Annotated in this window: 18 protein-coding genes; 1 reads left to right on the top strand and 17 read right to left on the bottom strand. The window is 64.8% G+C overall.

The features are described 5' to 3' along the window. Positions 1 to 72: 72 nt before the first annotated feature. From C3B71_RS02555 to C3B71_RS02490, 14 genes are all read right to left on the bottom strand, one after another. Positions 73 to 1,023 (bottom strand): AlbA family DNA-binding domain-containing protein, encoded by a 951-nt coding sequence (locus C3B71_RS02555; RefSeq protein ID WP_083565737.1) that lies wholly within the window; start codon positions 1,021 to 1,023, stop codon positions 73 to 75. A gap of 25 nt (positions 1,024 to 1,048) precedes the next feature. Beyond that, complete coding sequence (locus tag C3B71_RS02550) at positions 1,049 to 2,107, bottom strand: aldo/keto reductase (RefSeq protein ID WP_108965936.1); 1,059 nt, start codon at positions 2,105 to 2,107, stop codon at positions 1,049 to 1,051. Positions 2,108 to 2,182: 75 nt separating this feature from the next. Continuing rightward, positions 2,183 to 2,821 (bottom strand): dihydroxyacetone kinase subunit L, encoded by a 639-nt coding sequence (locus C3B71_RS02545; RefSeq protein WP_181574801.1) that lies wholly within the window; start codon positions 2,819 to 2,821, stop codon positions 2,183 to 2,185. A gap of 8 nt (positions 2,822 to 2,829) precedes the next feature. Next, entirely contained in the window at positions 2,830 to 3,837 is a 1,008-nt protein-coding gene (locus C3B71_RS02540; RefSeq protein ID WP_073329922.1) for a dihydroxyacetone kinase subunit DhaK, read from the bottom strand. A 29-nt stretch (positions 3,838 to 3,866) separates the two neighbouring features. Then, on the bottom strand, positions 3,867 to 4,538 hold the full coding sequence (locus tag C3B71_RS02535) for a class II aldolase/adducin family protein (RefSeq protein WP_073329927.1): 672 nt from the start codon (positions 4,536 to 4,538) through the stop codon (positions 3,867 to 3,869). A gap of 99 nt (positions 4,539 to 4,637) precedes the next feature. Further along, a complete protein-coding gene (locus tag C3B71_RS02530; protein WP_108965935.1) occupies positions 4,638 to 6,014 on the bottom strand; it encodes a PTS galactitol transporter subunit IIC in 1,377 nt (458 codons plus the stop codon). 1 nt (position 6,015) lies between these two features. After that, positions 6,016 to 6,309, bottom strand: coding sequence for a PTS sugar transporter subunit IIB (locus C3B71_RS02525; protein ID WP_073329936.1), 294 nt, complete (start codon positions 6,307 to 6,309; stop codon positions 6,016 to 6,018). Positions 6,310 to 6,358: 49 nt separating this feature from the next. Continuing rightward, positions 6,359 to 6,841 carry a PTS sugar transporter subunit IIA gene (locus C3B71_RS02520; RefSeq protein WP_199912550.1) on the bottom strand — a complete coding sequence of 161 codons (483 nt, stop codon included), beginning with the start codon at positions 6,839 to 6,841 and terminating at the stop codon, positions 6,359 to 6,361. Positions 6,842 to 7,598: 757 nt separating this feature from the next. Continuing rightward, positions 7,599 to 8,555: a sugar phosphate isomerase/epimerase family protein gene (locus C3B71_RS02515; RefSeq protein ID WP_073329948.1), complete on the bottom strand. Its 957-nt coding sequence runs from the start codon at positions 8,553 to 8,555 to the stop codon at positions 7,599 to 7,601. Between the two features lie 55 nt (positions 8,556 to 8,610). Beyond that, positions 8,611 to 9,588 carry a LacI family DNA-binding transcriptional regulator gene (locus C3B71_RS02510; RefSeq protein WP_258522305.1) on the bottom strand — a complete coding sequence of 326 codons (978 nt, stop codon included), beginning with the start codon at positions 9,586 to 9,588 and terminating at the stop codon, positions 8,611 to 8,613. Positions 9,589 to 9,633: 45 nt separating this feature from the next. Further along, the gene (locus C3B71_RS02505; protein ID WP_073329958.1) at positions 9,634 to 10,698 is read right to left on the bottom strand and encodes an ABC transporter permease; all 1,065 of its coding nucleotides are present in this window, start codon (positions 10,696 to 10,698) and stop codon (positions 9,634 to 9,636) included. After that, on the bottom strand, positions 10,695 to 11,642 hold the full coding sequence (locus C3B71_RS02500) for an ABC transporter permease (RefSeq protein WP_234416049.1): 948 nt from the start codon (positions 11,640 to 11,642) through the stop codon (positions 10,695 to 10,697). Before C3B71_RS02500 ends, C3B71_RS02505 begins: the two co-directional genes overlap by 4 nt. Positions 11,643 to 11,707: 65 nt before the next feature. Next, the gene (locus C3B71_RS02495) at positions 11,708 to 13,225 is read right to left on the bottom strand and encodes a sugar ABC transporter ATP-binding protein (protein WP_108965931.1); all 1,518 of its coding nucleotides are present in this window, start codon (positions 13,223 to 13,225) and stop codon (positions 11,708 to 11,710) included. Positions 13,226 to 13,320: 95 nt separating this feature from the next. Next, on the bottom strand, positions 13,321 to 14,355 hold the full coding sequence (locus tag C3B71_RS02490; RefSeq protein ID WP_073329970.1) for an autoinducer 2 ABC transporter substrate-binding protein: 1,035 nt from the start codon (positions 14,353 to 14,355) through the stop codon (positions 13,321 to 13,323). Positions 14,356 to 14,778: 423 nt separating this feature from the next. Here C3B71_RS02490 and tkt point away from each other — a divergent pair, with 423 nt between their 5' ends. Beyond that, a complete protein-coding gene (gene tkt, locus C3B71_RS02485) occupies positions 14,779 to 16,863 on the top strand; it encodes a transketolase (protein WP_108965929.1) in 2,085 nt (694 codons plus the stop codon). A 711-nt stretch (positions 16,864 to 17,574) separates the two neighbouring features. On the opposite strand, the gene C3B71_RS02480 is transcribed toward tkt, so the two are convergent. From C3B71_RS02480 to C3B71_RS02470, 3 genes are read right to left on the bottom strand one after another with little or no spacing between them, the layout of a single operon-like run. After that, positions 17,575 to 18,327 (bottom strand): iron ABC transporter ATP-binding protein, encoded by a 753-nt coding sequence (locus C3B71_RS02480; protein WP_108965927.1) that lies wholly within the window; start codon positions 18,325 to 18,327, stop codon positions 17,575 to 17,577. Beyond that, entirely contained in the window at positions 18,324 to 19,451 is a 1,128-nt protein-coding gene (locus C3B71_RS02475) for an iron chelate uptake ABC transporter family permease subunit (RefSeq protein ID WP_108965925.1), read from the bottom strand. The genes C3B71_RS02480 and C3B71_RS02475 overlap by 4 nt, the downstream gene beginning before the upstream one ends. A 2-nt stretch (positions 19,452 to 19,453) precedes the next feature. Continuing rightward, on the bottom strand, positions 19,454 to 20,365 hold the full coding sequence (locus C3B71_RS02470) for an ABC transporter permease (RefSeq protein WP_396027126.1): 912 nt from the start codon (positions 20,363 to 20,365) through the stop codon (positions 19,454 to 19,456). Positions 20,366 to 20,438 lie beyond the last annotated feature (73 nt).

Raw genomic sequence — 20,438 nt, 5'->3', positions numbered from 1 at the left:
TGGGCGTTGCCGGGACTGAGTCATCTCACATCGCAAGCCATCGGTGCCAGCGCATGTTCACCGATCACCGCACTAATCCGTATCCACCTGTGGAACCGCTGCGCGCTTACGGTGGTAGAGCAGGTAGGCACCTACGCGGGCGCGCAGGCTCGGGCGCACCTCGTGCGGCCAGCGACGGGCGACGTAGGAGATGGCGTCGTCCACTTCGAGCCGCTGCGTGGAATTGCCGACGCGTACCCATAGTTCGGTGCCACCATTGCCCTTCGGGCCCTTGAGGTACACGGGGACGGGCGAAGGCGGCACCGTCACCCGGCACACCTCGCCGGCCCCGTCAGCGGCCGACGCAAAGTCCAGGCGCGGCAGCGCCGCGGCGTTTGTACCCAGCCGCACTCGCCACAGGCTGCGTAGGAACAGCTCGAAGCGGTCGGCGTCGGGCTGGCGCAGAGTGGCGTAGTCCGGGGCCAGGCCAATCAGGCGCCCGTCGTCGTCGACGCCCAGCAGCAGGGTGCCTCCCCGGGAGTTGAGAAAGGCGGCCACGGTCTTGGCCACCACCGTTTCCATGGCATCGTCGCGCTTGCCGGTGTGCATGTTCACGCGGGCGGAGGACTTCAGCTCCAGCCGTTCCGACTCACCCCGCCGGGCCACCTCGGCGATCGGGTCCAGCGGCGGCTCATGCTGGATGCGGGTTATTACCAGCGCGGTTATTCCCACGACGATTACCGCGACTACGACGGCCGAGGCCAGCATCCGCGGCGCCCACAGATAGTCCTCGTTGAACAGCCAGGCGCCGCCGGCGAACCCGGCCCACAGGCCGATCAGGGCAGTGAGGGTGGCCGTGGAGGTAGAGATCTGGGCTCGACGCCGTACCAGGTGAGAGGCGAAGCGACCGGCCAGATAGGCGACCAGCAGCGCCACCGGCTGAATGAGGACGGCGAACAGTAGCACCGGACTGCGCGGTGCCGGCGGGAGGGCGGTGGCGTTTAGCGGCAGGACACTAAGCAGGCCTGTGAACGAGACGGGCATAGTGCCTCAGCGTAGAGCAGTACCTTCAGCCGCGATCCCGCAGGTGCCGAGCCAACAACGTCAGGTCGGCCGGGCTCAACCGGTCCGCGGCGTTCAGGTGGTGCCAGAACGGGTAGGGCAGCCCGGTTGCGCTGACCTGTTCCAGCCGCTCCATCTCCTCAGCTGTGAGCGCCAAGTCAGCCGCACCGAGGTTCTGCTGCAACTGTTGCTCATTGCGCGCCCCTACGATCACCGAGGTGACCGCCGGCTTGGCCAGGACGTAGGCAAGGGCCACCTGACTCGGTGCGACACCGTGCCCGTCGGCGATCGCCACGAGTTCCTCGACGATGTCGTAGAGGACCTCGACGTCATACACCGGCGGCTCATTCCAGCCCTCAACGTGGCGGCTGCCGGCGGGCGCGTCGACTCCGCGACGGTACTTGCCGGTCAACAGCCCGCCGGCCAGCGGGCTCCACACCAGGATGCCTATGCCCTGGTCCACCGCGGCGGGCACGATCTCATGCTCGATATCCCGGGTCTGCACGGAGTAGTGCACCTGGTTGCTGACGAACGGGGTCAGGCCGTGACGGTCTGCGGTCCACAGGGACTTCATCATGTGCCAGGCCGCATAGTTGGAGCAGCCGATGTAGCGCACCTTGCCCGCGTGTACCAGATCGTCCAGAGCGGTAAGCGTCTCCTCCAGGGGCGTGACCCCGTCCCACTCGTGCACCTGGTAGAGGTCGATGTGGTCAGTGCCCAGGCGGCGCAGGCTCGCCTCCACACTGCGCATGATGTGATGCCGGGACAGGCCGGCGTCATTGGGGCCCTCCCCCATGGGCATCCGCACCTTGGTGGCGATCAGGACGTCGTCGCGCTCCGCGCCGAGCGCCCTGCCGAGGATCTCCTCGGAAAGTCCGGCGGAGTACATGTCGGCGGTGTCGAAGAGGTTCACTCCGGCGTCGCGCGCTATGTCGATTTGCCGACGCGCTCCGTCCACATCAATCTGCCCCACGGTACGCGCAAACCCGGTACCACCAAAGCCCATGGTGCCCAAGGTGATGGTCGAGACCCGTAGGCCGCTTTTGCCCAGCTGTCTGTATTCCATGACACATACGATACGAGCCGATCTGCGGGGACGGAAGGGCTTTCTGTGCCTCCAGCCCCCGCAGATCCGCGGTCCTCAGACCGCCCAGGCGGCCAGCCCCTCGAAGATGAGGCGGCCGACGACGGAGCCGCCGTCGAGCACCCCGATGCTGCGGGAAGCTGAGTAGGCGGCGCGTCCGTGCACGGCCTCCATCTCCCGGGTGGACTCCGAACCCTGGGCGGCCGCCTCGGCAGCGCGTCGCAAAAGCTCCGTCAACGCGGCTCCGCCCCCGTCGACGGCGCCGGCGCCCTCCACGAGGGCCGTCGCCCCGGGCGCGAGCGCATCCAGGATGGTTTTCTCCCCCGGCTTTGACTCGGCCTTTTCCATAATGGCCTCCACGCCCGCCTGCACGGCCTGCGCGGCGGTAACAACGTTGGCCTCAGTCTTTCCGCGCAGCGTCCGCGCCATACCCATCATCCCGAAGCTGAGGATGGTTCCCAATGACGACGGCGCCGCACTGTTGAACGCCTTGGCCGCCCCGCGCAGTAGCTGTCCGAGATCGGCCTGTTCCTGGGTGGCAAGGTATTCGGCGAGCGCCTTGAAGCCGTCATCCATGGAGATGCCCAGATCACCATCTCCGTTAACCTGATCCAGGGAGACCAGATAGTCACGATTCTCGGCCATCAGGGCGCTGATTTCACCGACGATTGCCGCAAGTGATTCACGGTTCAGCATTTTGACCCTCACTTGTTCGCGTTGGTGTAGAAGGGCGTGGCGGCCGGAGCGCGCAGCAATTCCTTCAGTTCTGCGTCGAGCTTGAAAACTGACACCGACAGACCGGCCATCTCCATCGACGTGGCGAACTCGCCCACATGCGGCATCACCACCGCGACTCCGCGTTCGGCCAGCCGCGCGTGCACGGAGCGGTACACGATGAGCTGTTCCTCCAGCGGGGTGCCGCCCAGACCGTTGATCATCACCGAAACCTCGTCCCCGGCATTCAGCGGCATGTCCGCCTCGATGGTCTCAAGGATGAGGCGAGCGATCTCGTCTGCGGTCATCATGGGACGCACTTCGATGCCGGCCTCCCCGTGGATGCCCATGCCGATCTCGATCTGCCCCTCCTCAATGGTGAAGGTCGGTTGCCCGACCTTGGGGACAATGCACGGGGACAGCGCCACGCCCATGGTACGGATGTTGTCCAGGGCACGAGCCGTGACAGCGGTGACCTCGTCAAGCGTCATCATCCGTTCGGCCGCCGCCCCGGCGATCTTGAACGCGTAGACCAGCCCGGCCACGCCCCGGCGCTTGTCGGCGCGATCCTTCGGGGAACTGGCGACGTCGTCGCGACCGAGCAGCTGGCGGGTCTCGATGTCGTCGAACTCGACATCCTCGCAGGCCATACGGAAATTGAAGACATCGCCGTTGTAGTTTCCGTACAGGCACAGGACGCCGGCGCCACGGTCACAGGCGCGGATCATGTCGGCCATCTTCTCGGCGGCCGGTGAGGCGAAGACCTCGCCGACGGCGCATCCGTCAAGCATTCCCTGCCCGACGTAGCCGAGGAACAGAGGCAGGTGGCCGCTGCCCCCGGCCGTAACAATGCCTACCTTGCCCTCCGGTGCCGGGTAGCGTGAGACGAGCACTCGGAAGTCGCCGTCGAGCAGACCCACGCGGTCGCCGTATGCCGCTTCGATGCCCTCCATCGTGTCGCGGACGAAGGTGTCCGCACTGTTGAGAATCTTCTTCATCGTTCTCTCCCAGAGTTCTACAGGTCGGTTCAGTGCTGGTTGGGGAAGGTGATCTCCGACGGATACGCCCACTTCTGGAGTTCTTCGGTGGCGAAGGGCTCGGGCTCGACGCCGCGGTTCGCCGTGAGCGCGTGGTGGTAGAGTTCGGCGAGCTCCTCGATGTATGCGGCCTTGAGGTAGGCCTCGTAGAGATTGCGGGAGTCGACGGCGACGGTGCCGTGCTTCTCCAGCAGCACGCAGTCCGCCTCGCGCACCGCCTGACGCACCGAGGCGGCCAGCTCGGGCGTGCCGGGGCGGCCGTATGGGGCCACGGGGATGCGCGCCCGGCTCAGTCCCAGGTTGGCGACCTCGTAGACAATGGCGGGGATCGGCTTGTTCAGCAGCGCGAACGAGGTGGCGTAGACCGAGTGCGTGTGCACAATGGCGGCCACCTCAGGACGCTCCTTGTATATCTCCAGGTGCATGAGCACCTCACTGGTCGGTCGCAGGCCGGACTCGTTCTCGACGACGTGGGCATCGAGGTCCATGACCACCACGTCACGCGGGGTCATCAAATCGCGGTCCAGGCTGGTGGGCGAGGCGACCAGCAGACCGGTCTCGGAGTCTCGGATGGAGAAGTTGCCGGACTTGTGCTTGCACAGCCCGTCGTGCTGCGCCCGCTTGGCGATCTCGCATAGTTCCTTCTTCAGGGTTTCAAGCATGGGTATGTCCTACTTTCTGGTTTCAGTGGATTCTTTGGTGTTCATCGGGGCCGTGACGACGGCGGGGGGGACCGCCGTCGTCACGTGGAGTCAGCCGCCTCAGGCGGCGGCCCCGGCCTCCGCGGCGGCCGCGCGCGCCTCGTTGCGCTCCTTGATCAGACTGCGCGAGTACAGGACGAAGCAGATCAGCCAGACCACGAAGATGAGCAGCGGAATGAAGTTCCCGTCGAGGAACTGCATGAGGTGGGACAGCGCATAAGTGAAGATCGGCGCGTCGATGGAGGAGTTGGAGATCATCTGCCCGGCGGACAGCTCCACAGCCTTGGTGGAGTTGGCCAACTCGGTCATGAATGGGGCGAAGGCGGTGCCCGCCCACAGGAACACGGGTGCGAAGATCGTGCACTGGATGAGCATCCGGATGATGTTCCCCTTGCTGGCGAAGTAGGCCGCCACCGCGATGCAGATGTTGATGATGCCGGCGAAAGGGAGGATGCCGTTGCCGGGGAGGAAGAACGCGTATGCCAGGGTCACCGGGATGGTCCAGATGACGGCAATCCAGATTTCGTTGGCGCCACCGAGGAAGGGCCAGTCGAGTCCGACGAACAGCTGGCGGTCGTTGAAGCGCTTCTGCATGTACTCGGAGATGGCGTTCGAGATCGGCTCGAGTGCCTGCATGAAGTACTTGGAGATGACCGGGAACAGGGTCAGCGCCGTCGCGGCCTGAATGCCGAGCGTCAAAATGGCGGCCACGTCGAAGCGGGCCAGAATGCCGAACAGGATGCCGAGGATGAACCCCAGGACGTGGTTCTCGGCGAAAATACCGAGCTTGTCGCGCAGGTCGGCGGCGTTGAACGAGCGGTCGAGTCCGGGGATCTTGCGCAGCAGCCAGTCGATCGGGTACATCGGGGCAGCCAGGAACACCATGCGGTGGGTAATCGTCACCCCCGGGATACCGGACATGGTTTCGACCCGATGCTGGTGGAAGTCGGCCGTTTTCAGCTCAAAGACCACCTGAATGGCCGCGATGACGAAGGCCAGCCACACCATTCCCGTGATGTAGTAGACGGCGACGGCGGTGAAGATCTTGCCCCACACGTTCCACAGGTCCGCGTTGAAGGTCTCGGTCTGCTTGAACAGGATCAGCACAATGTTGATGCCGATCACCAGTGGGAACATGAGGAAGGCGTACGGCCACGACCAGGAAATCGTAGACATCGTCGTCCACCCGCCGTCGGTGATGGGCAGATCCACACCGATCGTGTCCGACATGGCCTGAGCGGCCGGCGTGATGGCCTCGGTCATGTAACTGATGAGCATGGTCATGCCGGAGAAGGCCACACCCAGGGTGATGCCCGCAGAGACGGCGTCCTTGATCTTCATCCGGACGATCAGCCCGGCGATGATGATAATGATCGGGACGAAGATGGCGGCCCCGAGCGACAGCAGGAAGTTGACGGAGCTCTGAAGGACTTGCATGTCAGTTGCTCCCGGAGGCCTTGATGGCCTCGATCAGCTTGGCCAGCTCCTGATCCTGCCCCATGCCGGTGAGGAACGCGATCCCGTTGATGACGGGCACGGAGCGCGGCTTGTTCTCCCGCACGATGGTGATGTAGGCGGCGGCGTCGGTCAGGTGGCGGTCGACGGACTTGAGGTCGACGGCCTGGACGTCGGCGTCGACCCTCGCCTCCTTCAGCAGACGGTTGACCTTGCTGGCCACGGTCTGGGAGGTGGCGACGCCACTGCCGCAGGCGACGATTACTTTCGCAGTCATGATGACTTCTCCTTGTGGATGGGTGGGTATGGGTATGGGAACGCCCGATTCACGCGGCCTCGAGGCCTGACATGTCGGAAAGCACCCGGTAGTACTCGTCCGGGCTCTGTGCCTCGCTCAGCCGTTCCATGAAGACCGGGTCCTGGAAGGCCTGCAGCATGATTTGCAGTACCTCCACGTGGCGGTCCTCCTGTACGAAGCCGAGGACGAATATGAAGCGCACCGGATGGATGACGTCGTCGTTACCCATCTCCCGCCAGTCAATCGGCCTGGCCAGGCGCACCGATGCGATGAAGGGCTTGACGATGTGTTCGACGTCGGAGTGGGGGATCGCAACCGCCTCCGGCGAGGTCGGGAGCGCCGTCGGATACTTGCGTTCTCGCTCTGCCAGCGCCTCGCAGAAGGAATCCTTGATGTAGCCCGCGCGCAGGAGCTCCGCCGAGATCCGGTCGAAGAAGTCCTCCTGGTCCTTCACCTCCCAGTCGAGGCGAACCAGGTCGCGTTTGAGCAGATCCAGCCGCATGTCTGCCATCTCCTTGAGTCTCGTCATCGAGTACCAGAGCCCGGACACGGTCCGGACACCCCGGAAAATAGCGCGGCAGCCCACCAACGAACAGAAGTCACGTGAACATATGTTCGCCAAATGAACCACCGACCCCTCCGGGAGGAGCCTGCGACGCCGCATATTCGAGCGATTCTTCGGCCTTTACCCTGGCATCTTCCACAGGACACAATGAACATCTGTTCAGCACCTCAAGGTGGGCGTAGCCCGGTTCCGCCAATTCGAAGCCAGTCGGGACGGCGAATGCGGGGAAGGACAGCCTTCCGCTGTCTCCGGGGTATCGATCCCCGGGTCACGGGTGCAGGTCGGCGGCGTCGTGGCGGTTCAGGACGTGACAGCGACGCGGCCCGGCACTCGGGCGCGAGAAGACGTATCCGGGGCATGAGGACGTAGCCGAAGTGGCCGGGCCGTCGCCTGGAACATGAGAACGTCTTCATTGTTGTCGACGTCGTCCGCCCGCGTTGTTGACACGTCGATGGCGCCAAGTCGCAGCGCGGGCGCTCTACGACCGCGCACCGGGGTGCGTCGCTCTGCCACGGCCATATACAACGGCCGGTGATGCGGAGGTACCCGCGCCGCAGCAGAATGCACGCCTCCGCCCCTGTAGCGCCCCAACAGATCGAGCAGGACGCCACCCGCGGGTCCCAGAAACCGTATCCCCAAGCGGAAAAGCTCCTACGGAGGTCCGCCGACGCCATTGTCGACGGACCTCCGAAGGAGCGCGGTGTCAGGCGCTCATCGAACGAACCGCGTCCTCGCGCTCACGGAAGTAGCCCACCGTGTCATGCACGAGTCGATCGAGCGCCGGAACGTCGGGCACACCATTGCGAGCGGGATACGGCCCCGCACCAGGACCGAGGGGCTCAGGGGTCATGAACCTGCCCTCGGAGTTGGCCCCAACAAGATACGCAGCCATAATGACCGCATCCAGGTCGAGCGAACCGTCACCCAATGCACGCCTATTCGAATCGGCAAGGTGCAAGTTGACCAGCCTGTCCCCCGCCTCGAGTATCGCCTTCGGGATGTACTGCTCCTCCACCTGCATGTGATACACGTCTCCATTGATGCACTGGACACCAGGCGAATCAACCGCGCCAATGTAGTCCAAAGCATCTGCGACCGTATGCACGATCGAGGTCTCCGCGGACCGAATGGGTTCGATCGCAGCCTTGACCCCCTGCTCGCTGAACACGTGCGCGACTCGTTTAAGAGCCAACACCGAGCGTTCAAATTCATACGCGTCGTAGGCGTCGGCTCGCCCAACGGAGGCCGGAACCACTAGCAAGTAATAGCCACCCATTGCATGCGTGAACTCAACTTCCCGCTCAATATAATCGAGCGCGGCCTGCTGACAAACGGGGCGATTCGAAGACAAGTCATTGTCATCCGAAAACATGCCACAGACCCCTGAGGTCTGCAGCCCGTACTGACGGAGAACCGCACGAGTCTCTTCGACCTCATACCCCAGAGAAGGTCCATAATGATTTCCGTGAAGCTCGATGTACGTAACGCCATTGGACGCCAGTCTCTCGGCGGAACGCTCGAGCTCCTCCAGCCCGAATCCCCAGTTCGACCACGACAAATTCAGCCTGGGCTCGAACCGTTCGGGGTCCGCCCGCTTCGCCGCGAGATACTGCTCGACAAGCTCGCGCTTCCAGCGGTCAACATTCTGCTCCGACAACATCTACACAACTCCTAACTCGATCGAAAAACACCACACATGAAACCTGAATCGACCACTACGCTGACTGCCGCACGATGAGCTCCGCATCGAAAGTGCGGCCCGACACCGCCCCCTCCCCATTCAAGAAGTCACCTATCTCCCGAGCAATGTACTCGCAAATGCCCGCAATCGGCTGTCGTATCGTGGTGAGCGGGACACCCAGCACAGACGCATACGGCACGTCGTCGAAACCGGACACACATACGTCGCGACCAACCGTCAGGCCGGCATCCGTGACAGCCTTTGAAACACCCATGGCGAGGTGGTCATTAAGACAAACGAAAGCATCCGGCCACAACGCGCTCGGACGAGACATGACGTGCCGCGCAACCTCGTAGCCGCCATCCCAGGTGGGACCGGAGGCCCACTGAACATCGACGTCCTCCACACGCATGCCGCGAGCCACAATCTCGTCCGAGAAGCCGCGCCAGCGGTCCTTGTGCTGAGTCGCCTGTACCGGCTCGTTCACGAAGCTGAACCTGCGCAGGCCGCGCCCCCAAAGGTGACCTGCCACCTTCCGCATGCCGTCGTAATCGTTGATGCCGACCGACGGGAAGCCCGGGCGCTCGCTACGCTGCGCCATCAACACCACTGGAACACCGCGGTCACGTAGCCGAGACAAGTCATCCCAGCAGGCGCCGGTGGAGCACACGATCACGGCGTCGACGCCGACCCGTTCCATGTTGCGAAGTACCCGGCTCTCAATCTCCGCGACCTGATCGGTTTCCGCCAGCACCATGGAACAGCCAAGATTCTCGAACAAACGACTCAATTGATGGGCAGCCTCGGCGAAGAACGGGTTGGAAATATCGAAGAAGACCACACCGATCATGGACGAGCGTCCCAGGCTGAGTGCGCGGGCCGTAGGATCTGGGCTGAAACCGCTCTCCTCCAATACACTCTCCACACGCCTGCGCAATCCATCCGAAACCCGCTCCGGGTGGTTGATCACGTTTGAGACCGTACCGACCGAGACGCCCGCGAGCCTCGCCACCTCCCGGATCTTCAGCCTTCCGCCACGCACCGTGCCCAACTCTGATCAGCTCCGTAGTTGATACCGGCGCGCCGCGTAACTATTCACCAGGATGGAACAAATAAGTACGGCGCCGAGGGCGAGCAGTTGGGACCTCGACCCGGCGGAACCCTCCATCGAAATTAGCAGTCCTGCGTTCAGCCACGTGATCAGCACCGCCGCCATGACGACGCCGCTCACTCTGCCGAATCCCCCCTGGATCAACACACCGCCGAGCGCCGCTATCGTAATGGCGGTCAGCGCCATGCCGTTACCCGCGGTACCCGCATCCGGCCTCGCCGAGGCGTACTGAGCGACATTGACTACCGCGGCAAGGCCACACAGCAGGCCCGATACCATATAGGACGAACCTCGAATTGCGCGCACATTCTGAGCCGCATAGCGCGCCGCCGTCGCGTTGGTTCCAACGGCCAAGAGAGACCGCCCCCACGTCATGCGGTCCAGCAGCAGCCATGAAATAAGCACGCTTGGAACCAGTATCGTGAGTACCTGCGTCGGGATCATGAGGCCGAACAACGCGACGCGTCCGGTGAGAACACCGTTTGCCGCCGTGATCTTGTCGCCGGAGATCGGTGCAGACCCTGAGACCACCATGGCGATTGAGGCGTAAGCGTATTGCGTCGCCAGAGTGGCAATAAGCGGGGGGAATTTGAGATACCCTACGAGCACGCCATTGACTGCTCCCAACAGACCGCCCGCGACTACCGTGCATACTACCGCCGGCACGAGCGGGACTCCCACATTCTGTATCAAGTGGCCGAAGAGCATTCCGGCCAATGACACGATAGCACCAACCGAAAGATCGATGCCCGAGTACCCGGAGATAATGACGAACATCTCGGCCAGCGCCAGAAGCGCGACGGGAACCAGCGATTGTAGGGACGACGCCATATAGGCGGCGTCGAAGTCTGCGAATAGATAGCCCCCTCTTCCCAGCGCCGAGAACATGATGACCAGCAGGACCGTGAGCAGCGCGAGCGCCGCGGTCCTCTCCGTCAGGAGAACGCGCAGAACTCGTGCAGGCACAGACTCGCGTTCCTCGAATACACCGTCCGTAGCAGGCACTGTCATGACCTGGCCCTCCTCGCCTGACGCAGTAGATCCACGCCCACCGCGATTAGTATGATGATGCCGACAAATAGTTGCGTAATCTCAGTCGGCAGGTGAAGGTGAATGACCGCCGCCTGAACACTTCCGACCAATACGGCGCCCAACAATGTTCCCAGTACCGTTCCGCGTCCCCCGATGACGGAAGTTCCGCCGATAACGCACGCCGCGATCACCGACATCTCCATCCCGATACCGACATTCTGCTGGATAAGACCTCCGCTGCCGACCGACACGACAGCAGCCAGCCCTACCATGGCGCCGCAGAACACGTACAACATGAATATGCGACGCCTGACCTTAACGCCTGCAAGCCGAGCGGCGTCGGCGTCATTGCCAATCGCGTATATGTGGCGGCCAGTCGCCCAGTGTCTCATGTACACCCATACGATCGCGGTCAGTACGATCGCAAGCCACATCGCGTTGGGCAACCCCAGAAAGCGTGCACGCGAGATGCTCCCGCCCAAAAAGCCGAGAGTGCCCGGGACGCCGGCGACCTGAGTTTCACCGAACACCTGCAGCGCTACATAGCGAAAAACGTTCAGCGTGCCGAACGTGCACACCATCGCCGGAACTCGTCCGAACGCTATGAGAGTGGCATTGACGACGCCCAACGCGCTGCCGACCAGCAGCGCCACCGCAATCGCGACAGGAGCATTGATATCGAAGTCACGTATGAGCTTTGATACCACCACCATCACTACCGCGAGACCGGATCCAACCGACACGTCGATACCGGCGGCACACATGATCGGCGTCATAGCGATGCCTATGAGAGCAATCGGCGCGACCGTGTAGAAGATCGCAAATACGCTGGACGGCTCGACGAAGGTCGGCGTCGTCACACCCATGACCAGCCACAGCAGCGCAATCACGACGACGAGAACCATTTCCTGGCCCTCGATCAAAGGCCGGCGTCCCCGGCGCCTGGGCCATCGTGCCGCACCAACACTCCGACCAGTTGCTGACGGACTCATCTCGCGCCCTCGCTCTCAAGCTCTCCCGATGCGGCGCTCAGCAAGGTGACTGCAGACACGTCGCCATTCAACTCGGCCGATATCTCACCATGTCTCATAACGAGGATCCGGTCCGCCAGGAAACGGATCTCGTCCAAATCGGTTGAGAACACTATTGCCGAATGCCCTTCAGCCGCGTGATCCAGGATCAACTGGTGTATTTCAGACTTTGCGCCTACATCCACGCCCTGAGTGGGCTCCTCGGCCAGCAGGATGTCGGGCACCTCTACCAGTTGACGCCCCATAACGACCTTCTGCTGATTACCGCCGGACAATGCGCCTACCGGAGTCGAGGGACCCGGCGCCTTAATACCCAACCTGCGAATCAGATCGCCCGTCGTTCTCCGCTCGTGTCGGTCATCGAATATGCCCAGACGGGAGAAGAACGGCAGGTGACTGGCGGAGACATTGAAGGCGAGGCTCTTGGGCTGAAACACGCCCTGCAGTTTCCGGTTTCCGGGGAGCATGGCCAGGCCCAGTCGCATGGCACTCCGTGGTGAACGTATCCGCACCAGTTCGCCTTTGACCCTGATATCGCCGCCGTCGGGGGGAGTAACACCGAAGAGAACGCGCGCAAGCTCCGTCGTGCCCGAACCAATGAGGCCGTACACACCGACGATTTCGCCTCGATGCAGCTGAAGGCTGACATTGTCGAGCCGTTTTCCCTGCGCGAGGGATGAGACTTCTAGCACGACGTCGTCGGTCGCGGCACTGCGCCTGTCTGAACGATCGGCGATCTCGAACTTGTCGCCCACCATGGCCTGCGCGATCTTGGCCGGAGACATCTCCTCGGTGGCGTAAGTCCCAATGACGGAACCGTCACGCATTACGGTGATCCTATCGGTGATGCGCCCCAACTCGTCCAATCTGTGCGATATATATATCACGCCTATGCCTTCGTCGCGCAGGCCCCTGATAATATCGAATAGGCGCTCGATCTCCGTATTCGTTAGGATGGCCGACGGCTCATCCAGGATGAGCAGGCGGACGTCCACTGCGAATGCCTTCGCTATGGATACCAACTGCTGCTCCCCTACGGGAAGATCTCCAACCCGACTGTGCATGATTTCGGGGTCCAGCTTCAGGCGACTCAGTAGCCTTTCGACTGTCTTTTGCTGACTCGTCCAGTCGACCCGGCCCATACGGGTCTCCTCGCGGCCTAGGAATATGTTTTCGGCCACGGACAGGTCGGCAAACAGCTCTGGCTCCTGATACACCGGCGACACTCCTGCGGCGAGCGCGGACTGCGTATCCCCTAGAACGATCGGTTGCCCATGTATTAGCACGGCGCCCCGGTCCGGGGTCTCGGCCCCGCTGATCATTTTTATCAGGGTAGACTTCCCCGCTCCGTTCTCACCAACCAGTCCGTGTACCTCTCCGGCACGAACAGACCAGTTGACGTTCCGAAGCGCATGAACGCCGCCGTAACGCTTGTCGACTCCCCGAACCTCCAGTGTTTGCTCTTCGGAAGGCATGTCTTCACTTCCAGTCTTCGGCATATTCGCCCCCCCATACTCCCCATGGTGTGCGCGACCGTGGCGACCGCGCACACCATGGTTCACGAAGCGAGTCAGTAGTCGTAGTCCCCCGCGTTCTCCTCGGTCAGAATCAAAGGTTCTCCCATGACCAGTGTCTGCGACGCCTCGTCGTACGTCACGCCGGGAATCCTGCCCACGTCCTGAGTTGCTTCGAAGGACTCGCCCTGTGCCAGCTTCCAGCCGGCCCATGCCGTCAGATATCCGAGGTTCTCAACGTCCCACAGCACCGATGAGCTTGCCGAACCGTCCTCTAGGTACGGCAGCATGGCCTGCGGCGTTCCGACGCCAACCGTGGCGATCTCACCCGTCTTGCCAGACTCCTGTACTGCCTGCGCAACCCCGGGTGCGGACGTTGTACAGACCCCGACCAGTCCCTTGAGGTCCGGATATGCGTTGATAAGGTTCTTGGCCATGGTGACGGCCTTCGCTTGGTCCTCATCGGCATAGACGGTGTCGACAATCTCCATGTCTGGATAGTCGGTGGCGGCCTTGTCCTTGAACACCTCGATCCACGCGTTGAGGTTGGCCGCGGTCTGGCCGCACGACACGATCGCGATCTGCCCCTCTCCGTCAATCGGCTCCGCCATTTGTTCCAGCAGTGCCGTGCCAATAGCCTCCTCCGTGGCTTGAGTCACGAATACTTCGCGCGAAGACGACGAGGCGTCCGTGTCCGCCGTTCCGACCTTTATTCCTTGGTCTTGGGCCTCGGTGATCAAGGGCGCCATGGAGTCGGGGTCGTTGGGCGCAATCAGCAGCGCGTCCACCTTCTGCTGCATCAAAGAACGAACAACTTCGCTCTGCGCGGCGGGATCAGCCGTGTTCGGTCCTGAATAGACCCAGTTGAAGCCGAATTCCTCGGCGGCGTCGGCGCCGCCGGTATTCATGGCCTCGAAGAAGGGAATACCCTGGATCTTAGGCACGAATGCAACGGAAACCGATGTTCCGTCGGCTGTGCCGCCGCCGGCTCCGCTCGACGAGCCTCCGCCGTTACCGCCGGCGCAACCTGCGACTGCCAGCGCGAGGCATGTGGCGCCTGCCGCCGCTGCCATACCTAGACGATGTTTCATATCTGTCCTCCATCGCCACGTTCCCACAAGCTCCCCGATGAGCATGCGACTGGCTGCACCGATCCCTCTTTGGACCGGTTCAAAAGTGTGGCGTGATCCAGTGTGCACCAGGAGACACGGACGTGTCAACAGGTCACTTCGCGAGCATCGCCCCGGCGACGTTTGTCTGATCGTGATACATTCAACTGGTGCGGATCCTACGGCCGCCGTTCAGGAGCAACCTCCCGCGCTCATGCCGCAAATCGGCGCAGCACGAACGGCGACTCCAGGGACGGCACCTGCACCGATGTGCAGCAGCACGTCTTGCTAGCCCGCCCCGCCAACGGGGATGATGCGTTTAGCGACTCCGGCGGACACACCACCGGCCGGGCGAAAACCAACCACAGCGCCTGTCGCACAGACAACCGACAAAGGAGTTAGTCCATGACCACCGAGCCCCTCGCGCTCACCGACCTCGACCTCAAGGCCATCAACGTCGCCAAGGCGCTGGCCGCCGACGCCGTGGAGGCGGCGGGCTCCGGCCACCCCGGCACCGCGATCTCACTGGCACCCGTGGCCCACCTGCTCTACCAGCACGAGCTGCGCCACGACCCGGCCGACCCGAACTGGCTCGGCCGGGACCGGTTCGTCCTGTCCGCCGGGCACGCCTCCCTGCTGCAGTACTGCCAGCTGTTCCTGACCGGCTACGACATCCCGGTGGAGGGCTTCACCCACTTCCGCTCCTCCGCCGGCCTGCCCGGACACCCCGAGTACGGGCACACCCCCGGCATCGAGACCACCACCGGTCCGCTGGGCGCGGGCTTCTCCAACGCCGTCGGCCTGGCCATGGCGGCCCGCCGCGAGCACGGCCTGTTCGAGCCCGATGCCGCCGACGGCGCCTCCCTGTTCGACCACTTCGTCTACACGATCATGGGCGACGGGTGCATGCAGGAGGGCGTCGCCTCCGAGGCCGCCTCCCTGGCCGGCACCCTGCAGCTGGGCAACCTGATCGCCATCTACGACGACAACGACATCTCCATCGAGGGCGACACCGACATCTCCTTCACCGAAGATCCCTCCGCCCGTTTCGAGGCCTACGGCTGGCAGGTGCTCGACGTCGACTGGAAGGCCGGCGGCACCTACCACGAGGACCTGCAGGCCCTGCACGAGGCGCTGGTGACCGCCCGCGCCGAGACCAAGCGGCCCACCATGATCCGCCTGCACACGATCATCGCCTGGCCCTCCCCCACCAAGCAGGGGTCGGAGTCCTCCCACGGCGCCAAGCTCGGCGCCGAGGAGCTGGCCGGGCTGAAGACCGCCCTGGGCCTGGACCCGCAGGCGACCTTCCAGCTGCCCGACGACGTCGTCGCCTTCACCCGCTCGCACGCCGCCGAGCGCGCCGCGGCCGCCCGCGCCGACTGGGACGCCCGCCTGGCCGCCTGGCAGCAGAACTCCCCCGAGCAGGCCGCCCTGTTGGAGCGCCTGCGCGCCGGCAAGCTGGATGAGGGTCTGGACGCCGCACTGCCGGTGTGGGAGGTCGGGGAGGCCCTGGCCACCCGCGCCGCTTCCGGCAAGACACTGACGGCCCTGGCGCCGGTCGCCCCGGAGCTGTGGGGCGGGTCGGCCGACCTGGCCGGCTCGAACAACACCACCATGGCCGGTGAGCCCTCCTTCCTGCCCGCCGACCTGGCCCAGGCCGACGGCGACGGCCCTTACGGGCGCACGCTGCACTTCGGCATCCGTGAACACGCCATGGGCGGGATCCTCAACGGCATCGCCCTGGACCGCCTGACCCGCCCGTACGGCGGCACCTTCATGGTGTTCTCCGACTACATGCGTCCCGCCGTGCGCCTGGCGGCGCTGATGGGCCTGGGCTCCATCTTCGTCTGGACGCACGACTCCATCGGCGTGGGCGAGGACGGCCCCACCCACCAGCCGATCGAGCACCTGGCCGCGCTGCGCGCCATCCCCGGACTCGCCGTCGTCCGTCCCGCCGACGCCAATGAGACGGCAGCCGCCTGGGCGGAGATCCTGCGCCGCCCGGAGGGCCCGGCCGGAATCGTGCTGTCTCGGCAGAACCTGACCGTGCACGCCGACGCCGAGACCGCCCGCGCCGGCGTCGGCCGTGGCGCCTACGTGCTGGCCGAGGCCACCGACGCCGCCGGCGCCGAGGTCGCCCCCGCGGCGATCCTGATCGCCACCGGCTCCGAGGTGGGCGTCGCCATGGACGCCCGCGAGGTGCTGCAGGCCGAGGGCACGCCCACCCGCGTGGTCTCCGCCCCCTGCCTGGAGTGGTTCGCCCAGCAGGACGAGGCCTACCGGGCCTCGGTGCTGCCCGAGACGGGCGTGCGGGTCTCGGTGGAGGCGGGCATTGCCATGGGTTGGCGTGAGGTGGTCGGCGCAGACGGTGAGATCGTCTCCCTGGACCACTTCGGCGCCTCTGCGCCCGGCGCGCAGCTGTTCGAGGAGTACGGCTTCACCGGCGAGGCGGTGGCGGCGCGGGTACGCGACGCCCTGGCTCGCGCCTGACGAACCACTCCCTCACTTCGCTGAGGCGCGGGCGGACCACCTTTGCCGGCGGTTCGCCCGCGCTTGACGAACGTCCGCCATGGCGTGGGTGAGCCACCTGCCTCAGCCGGTGCGCTCGCCCACGCCCGTTCGGCATGTCTACCCACCCGGTCTCGACGCTCCCGCTCAAGACGCACCGGGCCGCATTCCACGACCCCCGGCGATGTTCCACGACCTTGGTGTACGTTGCACGACCCCGGGGTGGTCGTGGAAAGCACACCGAGGTCGTGCAGTGCGGCCCGAGGTCGTGAAATGCGGCCCGAGGTCGTGCAGTGCGCCCCCCGACCGCGGAACGCGCCGGGCACCGCCGGTGTGCCCGCACCTAGGTCGTGTTGTGTGAGTCGTTTGTGCCGGTGGGTCGGTGTTGGCGATGTGGGTGGTCTCTGGTAGCGGATGGCGAGTTCGTCGTATCTGGTGGCTACGGGGCCCCAGCTTGAGTGGGCTTGGTGTGCGCCCGTCGAAGGGGGCGAGTGGGTCTTGCACCGCCCCGGTTGGACCGCCCACGCCCCGTTGGACCGCCCACGCCCCGTTGGACCGCTGTAACCGGCGGCTACGGCGGTCCAACCGGGGAACAGCGGTCCAACGGGGGAACAGGGGTCCAACGGGGGAACAGGGGTCCAACTGACCGGCTCAAAAACCACACACCGCCACCCAAGCGCTTACACAACAGACCTAGTAGCAGGCGAGCGGCCCCGATGGGCCCTCGATCACCTGGATGGGGGTGCCGAAGACGGCGGTGAGCACGTCATCGCGCATGATCTCCGCCGGCGGGCCGAAGCGGAATACGCCGCCGTCCTTCAGGGCGCAGATGCGGTCGGCGTAGCGGGCCGCGAAGTTGATGTCGTGCAGCACGATCAGCACGGTGCGGCCGAATTCCTTCGCGGCACGCTCCAGGTGGTTCATCATCTCCACGCTGTGGGCGATGTCGAGGTTGTTCAGGGGCTCATCCAGCAGCACGTAGTCGGTCTCCTGGCACAGCACCATGGCCACGTAGGCGCGCTGCCGCTGCCCGCCGGACAGCTCATCCAGGTGACGCCCCTCCAAGTCGCCCAGAGCGAAGAAGTCGATGTAGCGGGAGATGATGCGCTCGTCGTCGGCCGTGAGCCGCCCGTGGGAGTAGGGGAAGCGCCCGAAGCCCACCAGTTGACGCACGGTGAGCCGGGTGATGAAGTGGTTCTCCTGCCGCAGGATGGACAGCACCCGGGCCAGGTCCGCCGACTTGGTGGAGGACACATCCAGCCCGGCCACACGCACGGCGCCCTCGTCAATGCCCAGCAGCCGCCCCACCATGGTCAGCAGGGTGGACTTGCCCGCCCCGTTGGGGCCGATGAAGGCGGTGATCCCGCCGGCGGGCAGCTCCAGGCTGACCGGCCCGATGACAACCTCGGGGTTGTAGACCTTGCGCACCCGGTCCAGTTCGATCACAGGCGCCCCTTTCTGAGCACGACGAAGAGGAACACCGAGCCGCCCACCAGCTCGATGATGATGGAGACGACGCCCTGGGCGTAGAACATGTGCCGCATGACGAAGTAGGCGCCCGTGAGCACGAGCAGTCCCAGGCTGGCAGCCATGGGGAACAGGTAGCGGTGGTCGTAGGTGCCCGACAGCTGGTAGGACAGGGTCGCCACCAGGAAGCCGAGGAAGGTCATGGGGCCGACCAGCGCCGTCGAAGTGGCCATGAGCACCGAGACCAGCACCAACACGGCGATGGTGGCGCGGGTGTGGTTCAGCCCCAGAGTGGTGGCGGTGTCCCGCCCCAGGGCGAGCACATTGAGCCGGCGCGAGTACGCCAGCAGTGCGGCACTCGCCACCACCGCCAGGGGGATGGCGATCGGGTAGTAGTCGGGGTCGGCATTGGCGATGGAGCCGAACAGTCGGGCGGAGAGCAGGTCGAACTCGCTGGGCGTGAGCAGGCGCTGCATGAAGGTGGTCAGGCTCCCCAGGGCCGAGCCGATCACGACGCCGATCAGCAGCATCGAGTACAGGTTGCGCGCGCCGCCGGTCAGCAGCCAGGAGTACAGCAGCAGGGACAGCCCCACCATGAGCGCCAGCCGCAGGGCGAACATGGGCGCAGTACGGGTGGCGGCCAGGCCGGTGGCCCCGAAGAAGAAGATGGTGGCGGTCTGGATGGTCCGGTACAGGGACTCGAATCCCATGAGCGACGGCGTGATGATGCGGTTGCCGGTTGCGGTCTGGAAGGCGACGGTGGCCATGGCCTGGCATACGGCCACCACGATCATGGCGACTACGGCGTCCAGGCGCCGCTGGGCGATGAGCCAGAAGCCGCGGCTGCCCGGTTCCATCGGGTTCTTCCACACCAGCAGGCCGACGGCGAAGCAGACCGCCAGGCCGGTGACCGCCAGGTAGGTCAGCCACCAGCGACGGCGGGCAGCCGGGTTAGGGAAGGCGCCGGAGCGGCGGACGACGGCGGGACTGCGCGTGGCCGCGTCGGCGTCGGTGGGGGCGCCCGGCGTCGTGCCGGCGCTGCGGGTGGTCGGGCCGACGTCGGGGCGGCCCGCGGTCGGCGCGGCGGAAGCTCCGAGACTCATGCTCAGCCCTTCCCGGTTTGGCGGATGATCAGGGCGATGAACACCGCGGCCCCCACCAGGCCGAGAATCACGGACACCGGGATCTCGAAGGGGGCGATGACGGTACGAGCGAGCAGGTCGCAGGCGGTGATCAAGCCGATCCCCACCAAGCACACCCAGGGCAGGTTGGAGCGCAGGTCGTCCCCACGGCGCATGGACACCAGGTTGGGGACGATCAACCCCAGGAAGGGCAGCGAGCCGACCACCACGGTGACGGTGCCCGTGGCCACGGCCACCAGCCCGGTGCCGATCAGCACCGTGCGCCGGTAGTCGACGCCGATGTTCGTGGCGACGTCCTCCCCCAGGCCAACGGCGGTCAGGTGGTCGGCGTAGTAGAAGATCGCGGCCACGACCGCCACCACGATCCACATCACCTCGTACTGGCCCCGGTACACCGACGTGAAGCTGCCCTGGAACCACACGCCCAGGGATTGCAGCATGTCGGTCTGAAGCGCGAAGAAGGTAGACACCGCGCTGACCACCGCCCCCAGCATCATGCCGATGATCGGCACCAGCAGCGAGGAGCGCAGGGAGACCCGGCGCAGCAGCAGGAAGAACACCATGGTGCCGATGAATGAGGCGGTGACGGCGCCGGCCATTCGCCCCAACACGCTGGCGCGCGGGAAGACCACCATCACCGTCAACAGGCCCAGGCCGGCCCATTCGGTGGTGCCGGTGGTGGTCGGCTCCACGAATCGGTTCTGGGTGATCAGCTGCATGACCAGGCCGGACATGCTCATGGCGGCCCCGGCCAAAACCAGCGCGAGCGTGCGGGGGACGCGGACGTTGCGGAACATCTCCCAGCCGTCCGCGTGGGACAGGATGGAGTACTGGCCGGTAGCCAGGCTTAGGCCCAGCAGGGCCAGTACCGCCAGCAGCCCGACCGCGAGCCCCCGGCTGACCAGGGGCTCGCGGGTGCGGGCGGCGGTATCGGTCGCGTCACTGGGC

The sequence above is a fragment of the Actinomyces sp. Z16 genome (genome assembly GCF_003111765.1).
Classification (GTDB): domain Bacteria; phylum Actinomycetota; class Actinomycetes; order Actinomycetales; family Actinomycetaceae; genus Actinomyces; species Actinomyces glycerinitolerans.
Note: the sequence above shows the minus strand (reverse complement) of the source record. Positions and strands in the feature narration are given on the sequence as shown.

Bases quoted from the DNA above. Each gene is read 5' to 3' on its own strand.
- C3B71_RS02555 (WP_083565737.1), bottom strand. From the start codon at position 1,023: ATGCCCGTCTCGTTCACAGGCCTGCTTAGTGTCCTGCCGCTAAACGCC.
- C3B71_RS02550 (WP_108965936.1), bottom strand. From the start codon at position 2,107: ATGGAATACAGACAGCTGGGCAAAAGCGGCCTACGGGTCTCGACCATC.
- C3B71_RS02545 (WP_181574801.1), bottom strand. From the start codon at position 2,821: ATGCTGAACCGTGAATCACTTGCGGCAATCGTCGGTGAAATCAGCGCC.
- C3B71_RS02540 (WP_073329922.1), bottom strand. From the start codon at position 3,837: ATGAAGAAGATTCTCAACAGTGCGGACACCTTCGTCCGCGACACGATG.
- C3B71_RS02535 (WP_073329927.1), bottom strand. From the start codon at position 4,538: ATGCTTGAAACCCTGAAGAAGGAACTATGCGAGATCGCCAAGCGGGCG.
- C3B71_RS02530 (WP_108965935.1), bottom strand. From the start codon at position 6,014: ATGCAAGTCCTTCAGAGCTCCGTCAACTTCCTGCTGTCGCTCGGGGCC.
- C3B71_RS02525 (WP_073329936.1), bottom strand. From the start codon at position 6,309: ATGACTGCGAAAGTAATCGTCGCCTGCGGCAGTGGCGTCGCCACCTCC.
- C3B71_RS02520 (WP_199912550.1), bottom strand. From the start codon at position 6,841: ATGGCAGACATGCGGCTGGATCTGCTCAAACGCGACCTGGTTCGCCTC.
- C3B71_RS02515 (WP_073329948.1), bottom strand. From the start codon at position 8,555: ATGTTGTCGGAGCAGAATGTTGACCGCTGGAAGCGCGAGCTTGTCGAG.
- C3B71_RS02505 (WP_073329958.1), bottom strand. From the start codon at position 10,698: ATGACAGTGCCTGCTACGGACGGTGTATTCGAGGAACGCGAGTCTGTG.
- C3B71_RS02495 (WP_108965931.1), bottom strand. From the start codon at position 13,225: ATGCCTTCCGAAGAGCAAACACTGGAGGTTCGGGGAGTCGACAAGCGT.
- C3B71_RS02490 (WP_073329970.1), bottom strand. From the start codon at position 14,355: ATGAAACATCGTCTAGGTATGGCAGCGGCGGCAGGCGCCACATGCCTC.
- tkt (WP_108965929.1), top strand. From the start codon at position 14,779: ATGACCACCGAGCCCCTCGCGCTCACCGACCTCGACCTCAAGGCCATC.
- C3B71_RS02475 (WP_108965925.1), bottom strand. From the start codon at position 19,451: ATGAGTCTCGGAGCTTCCGCCGCGCCGACCGCGGGCCGCCCCGACGTC.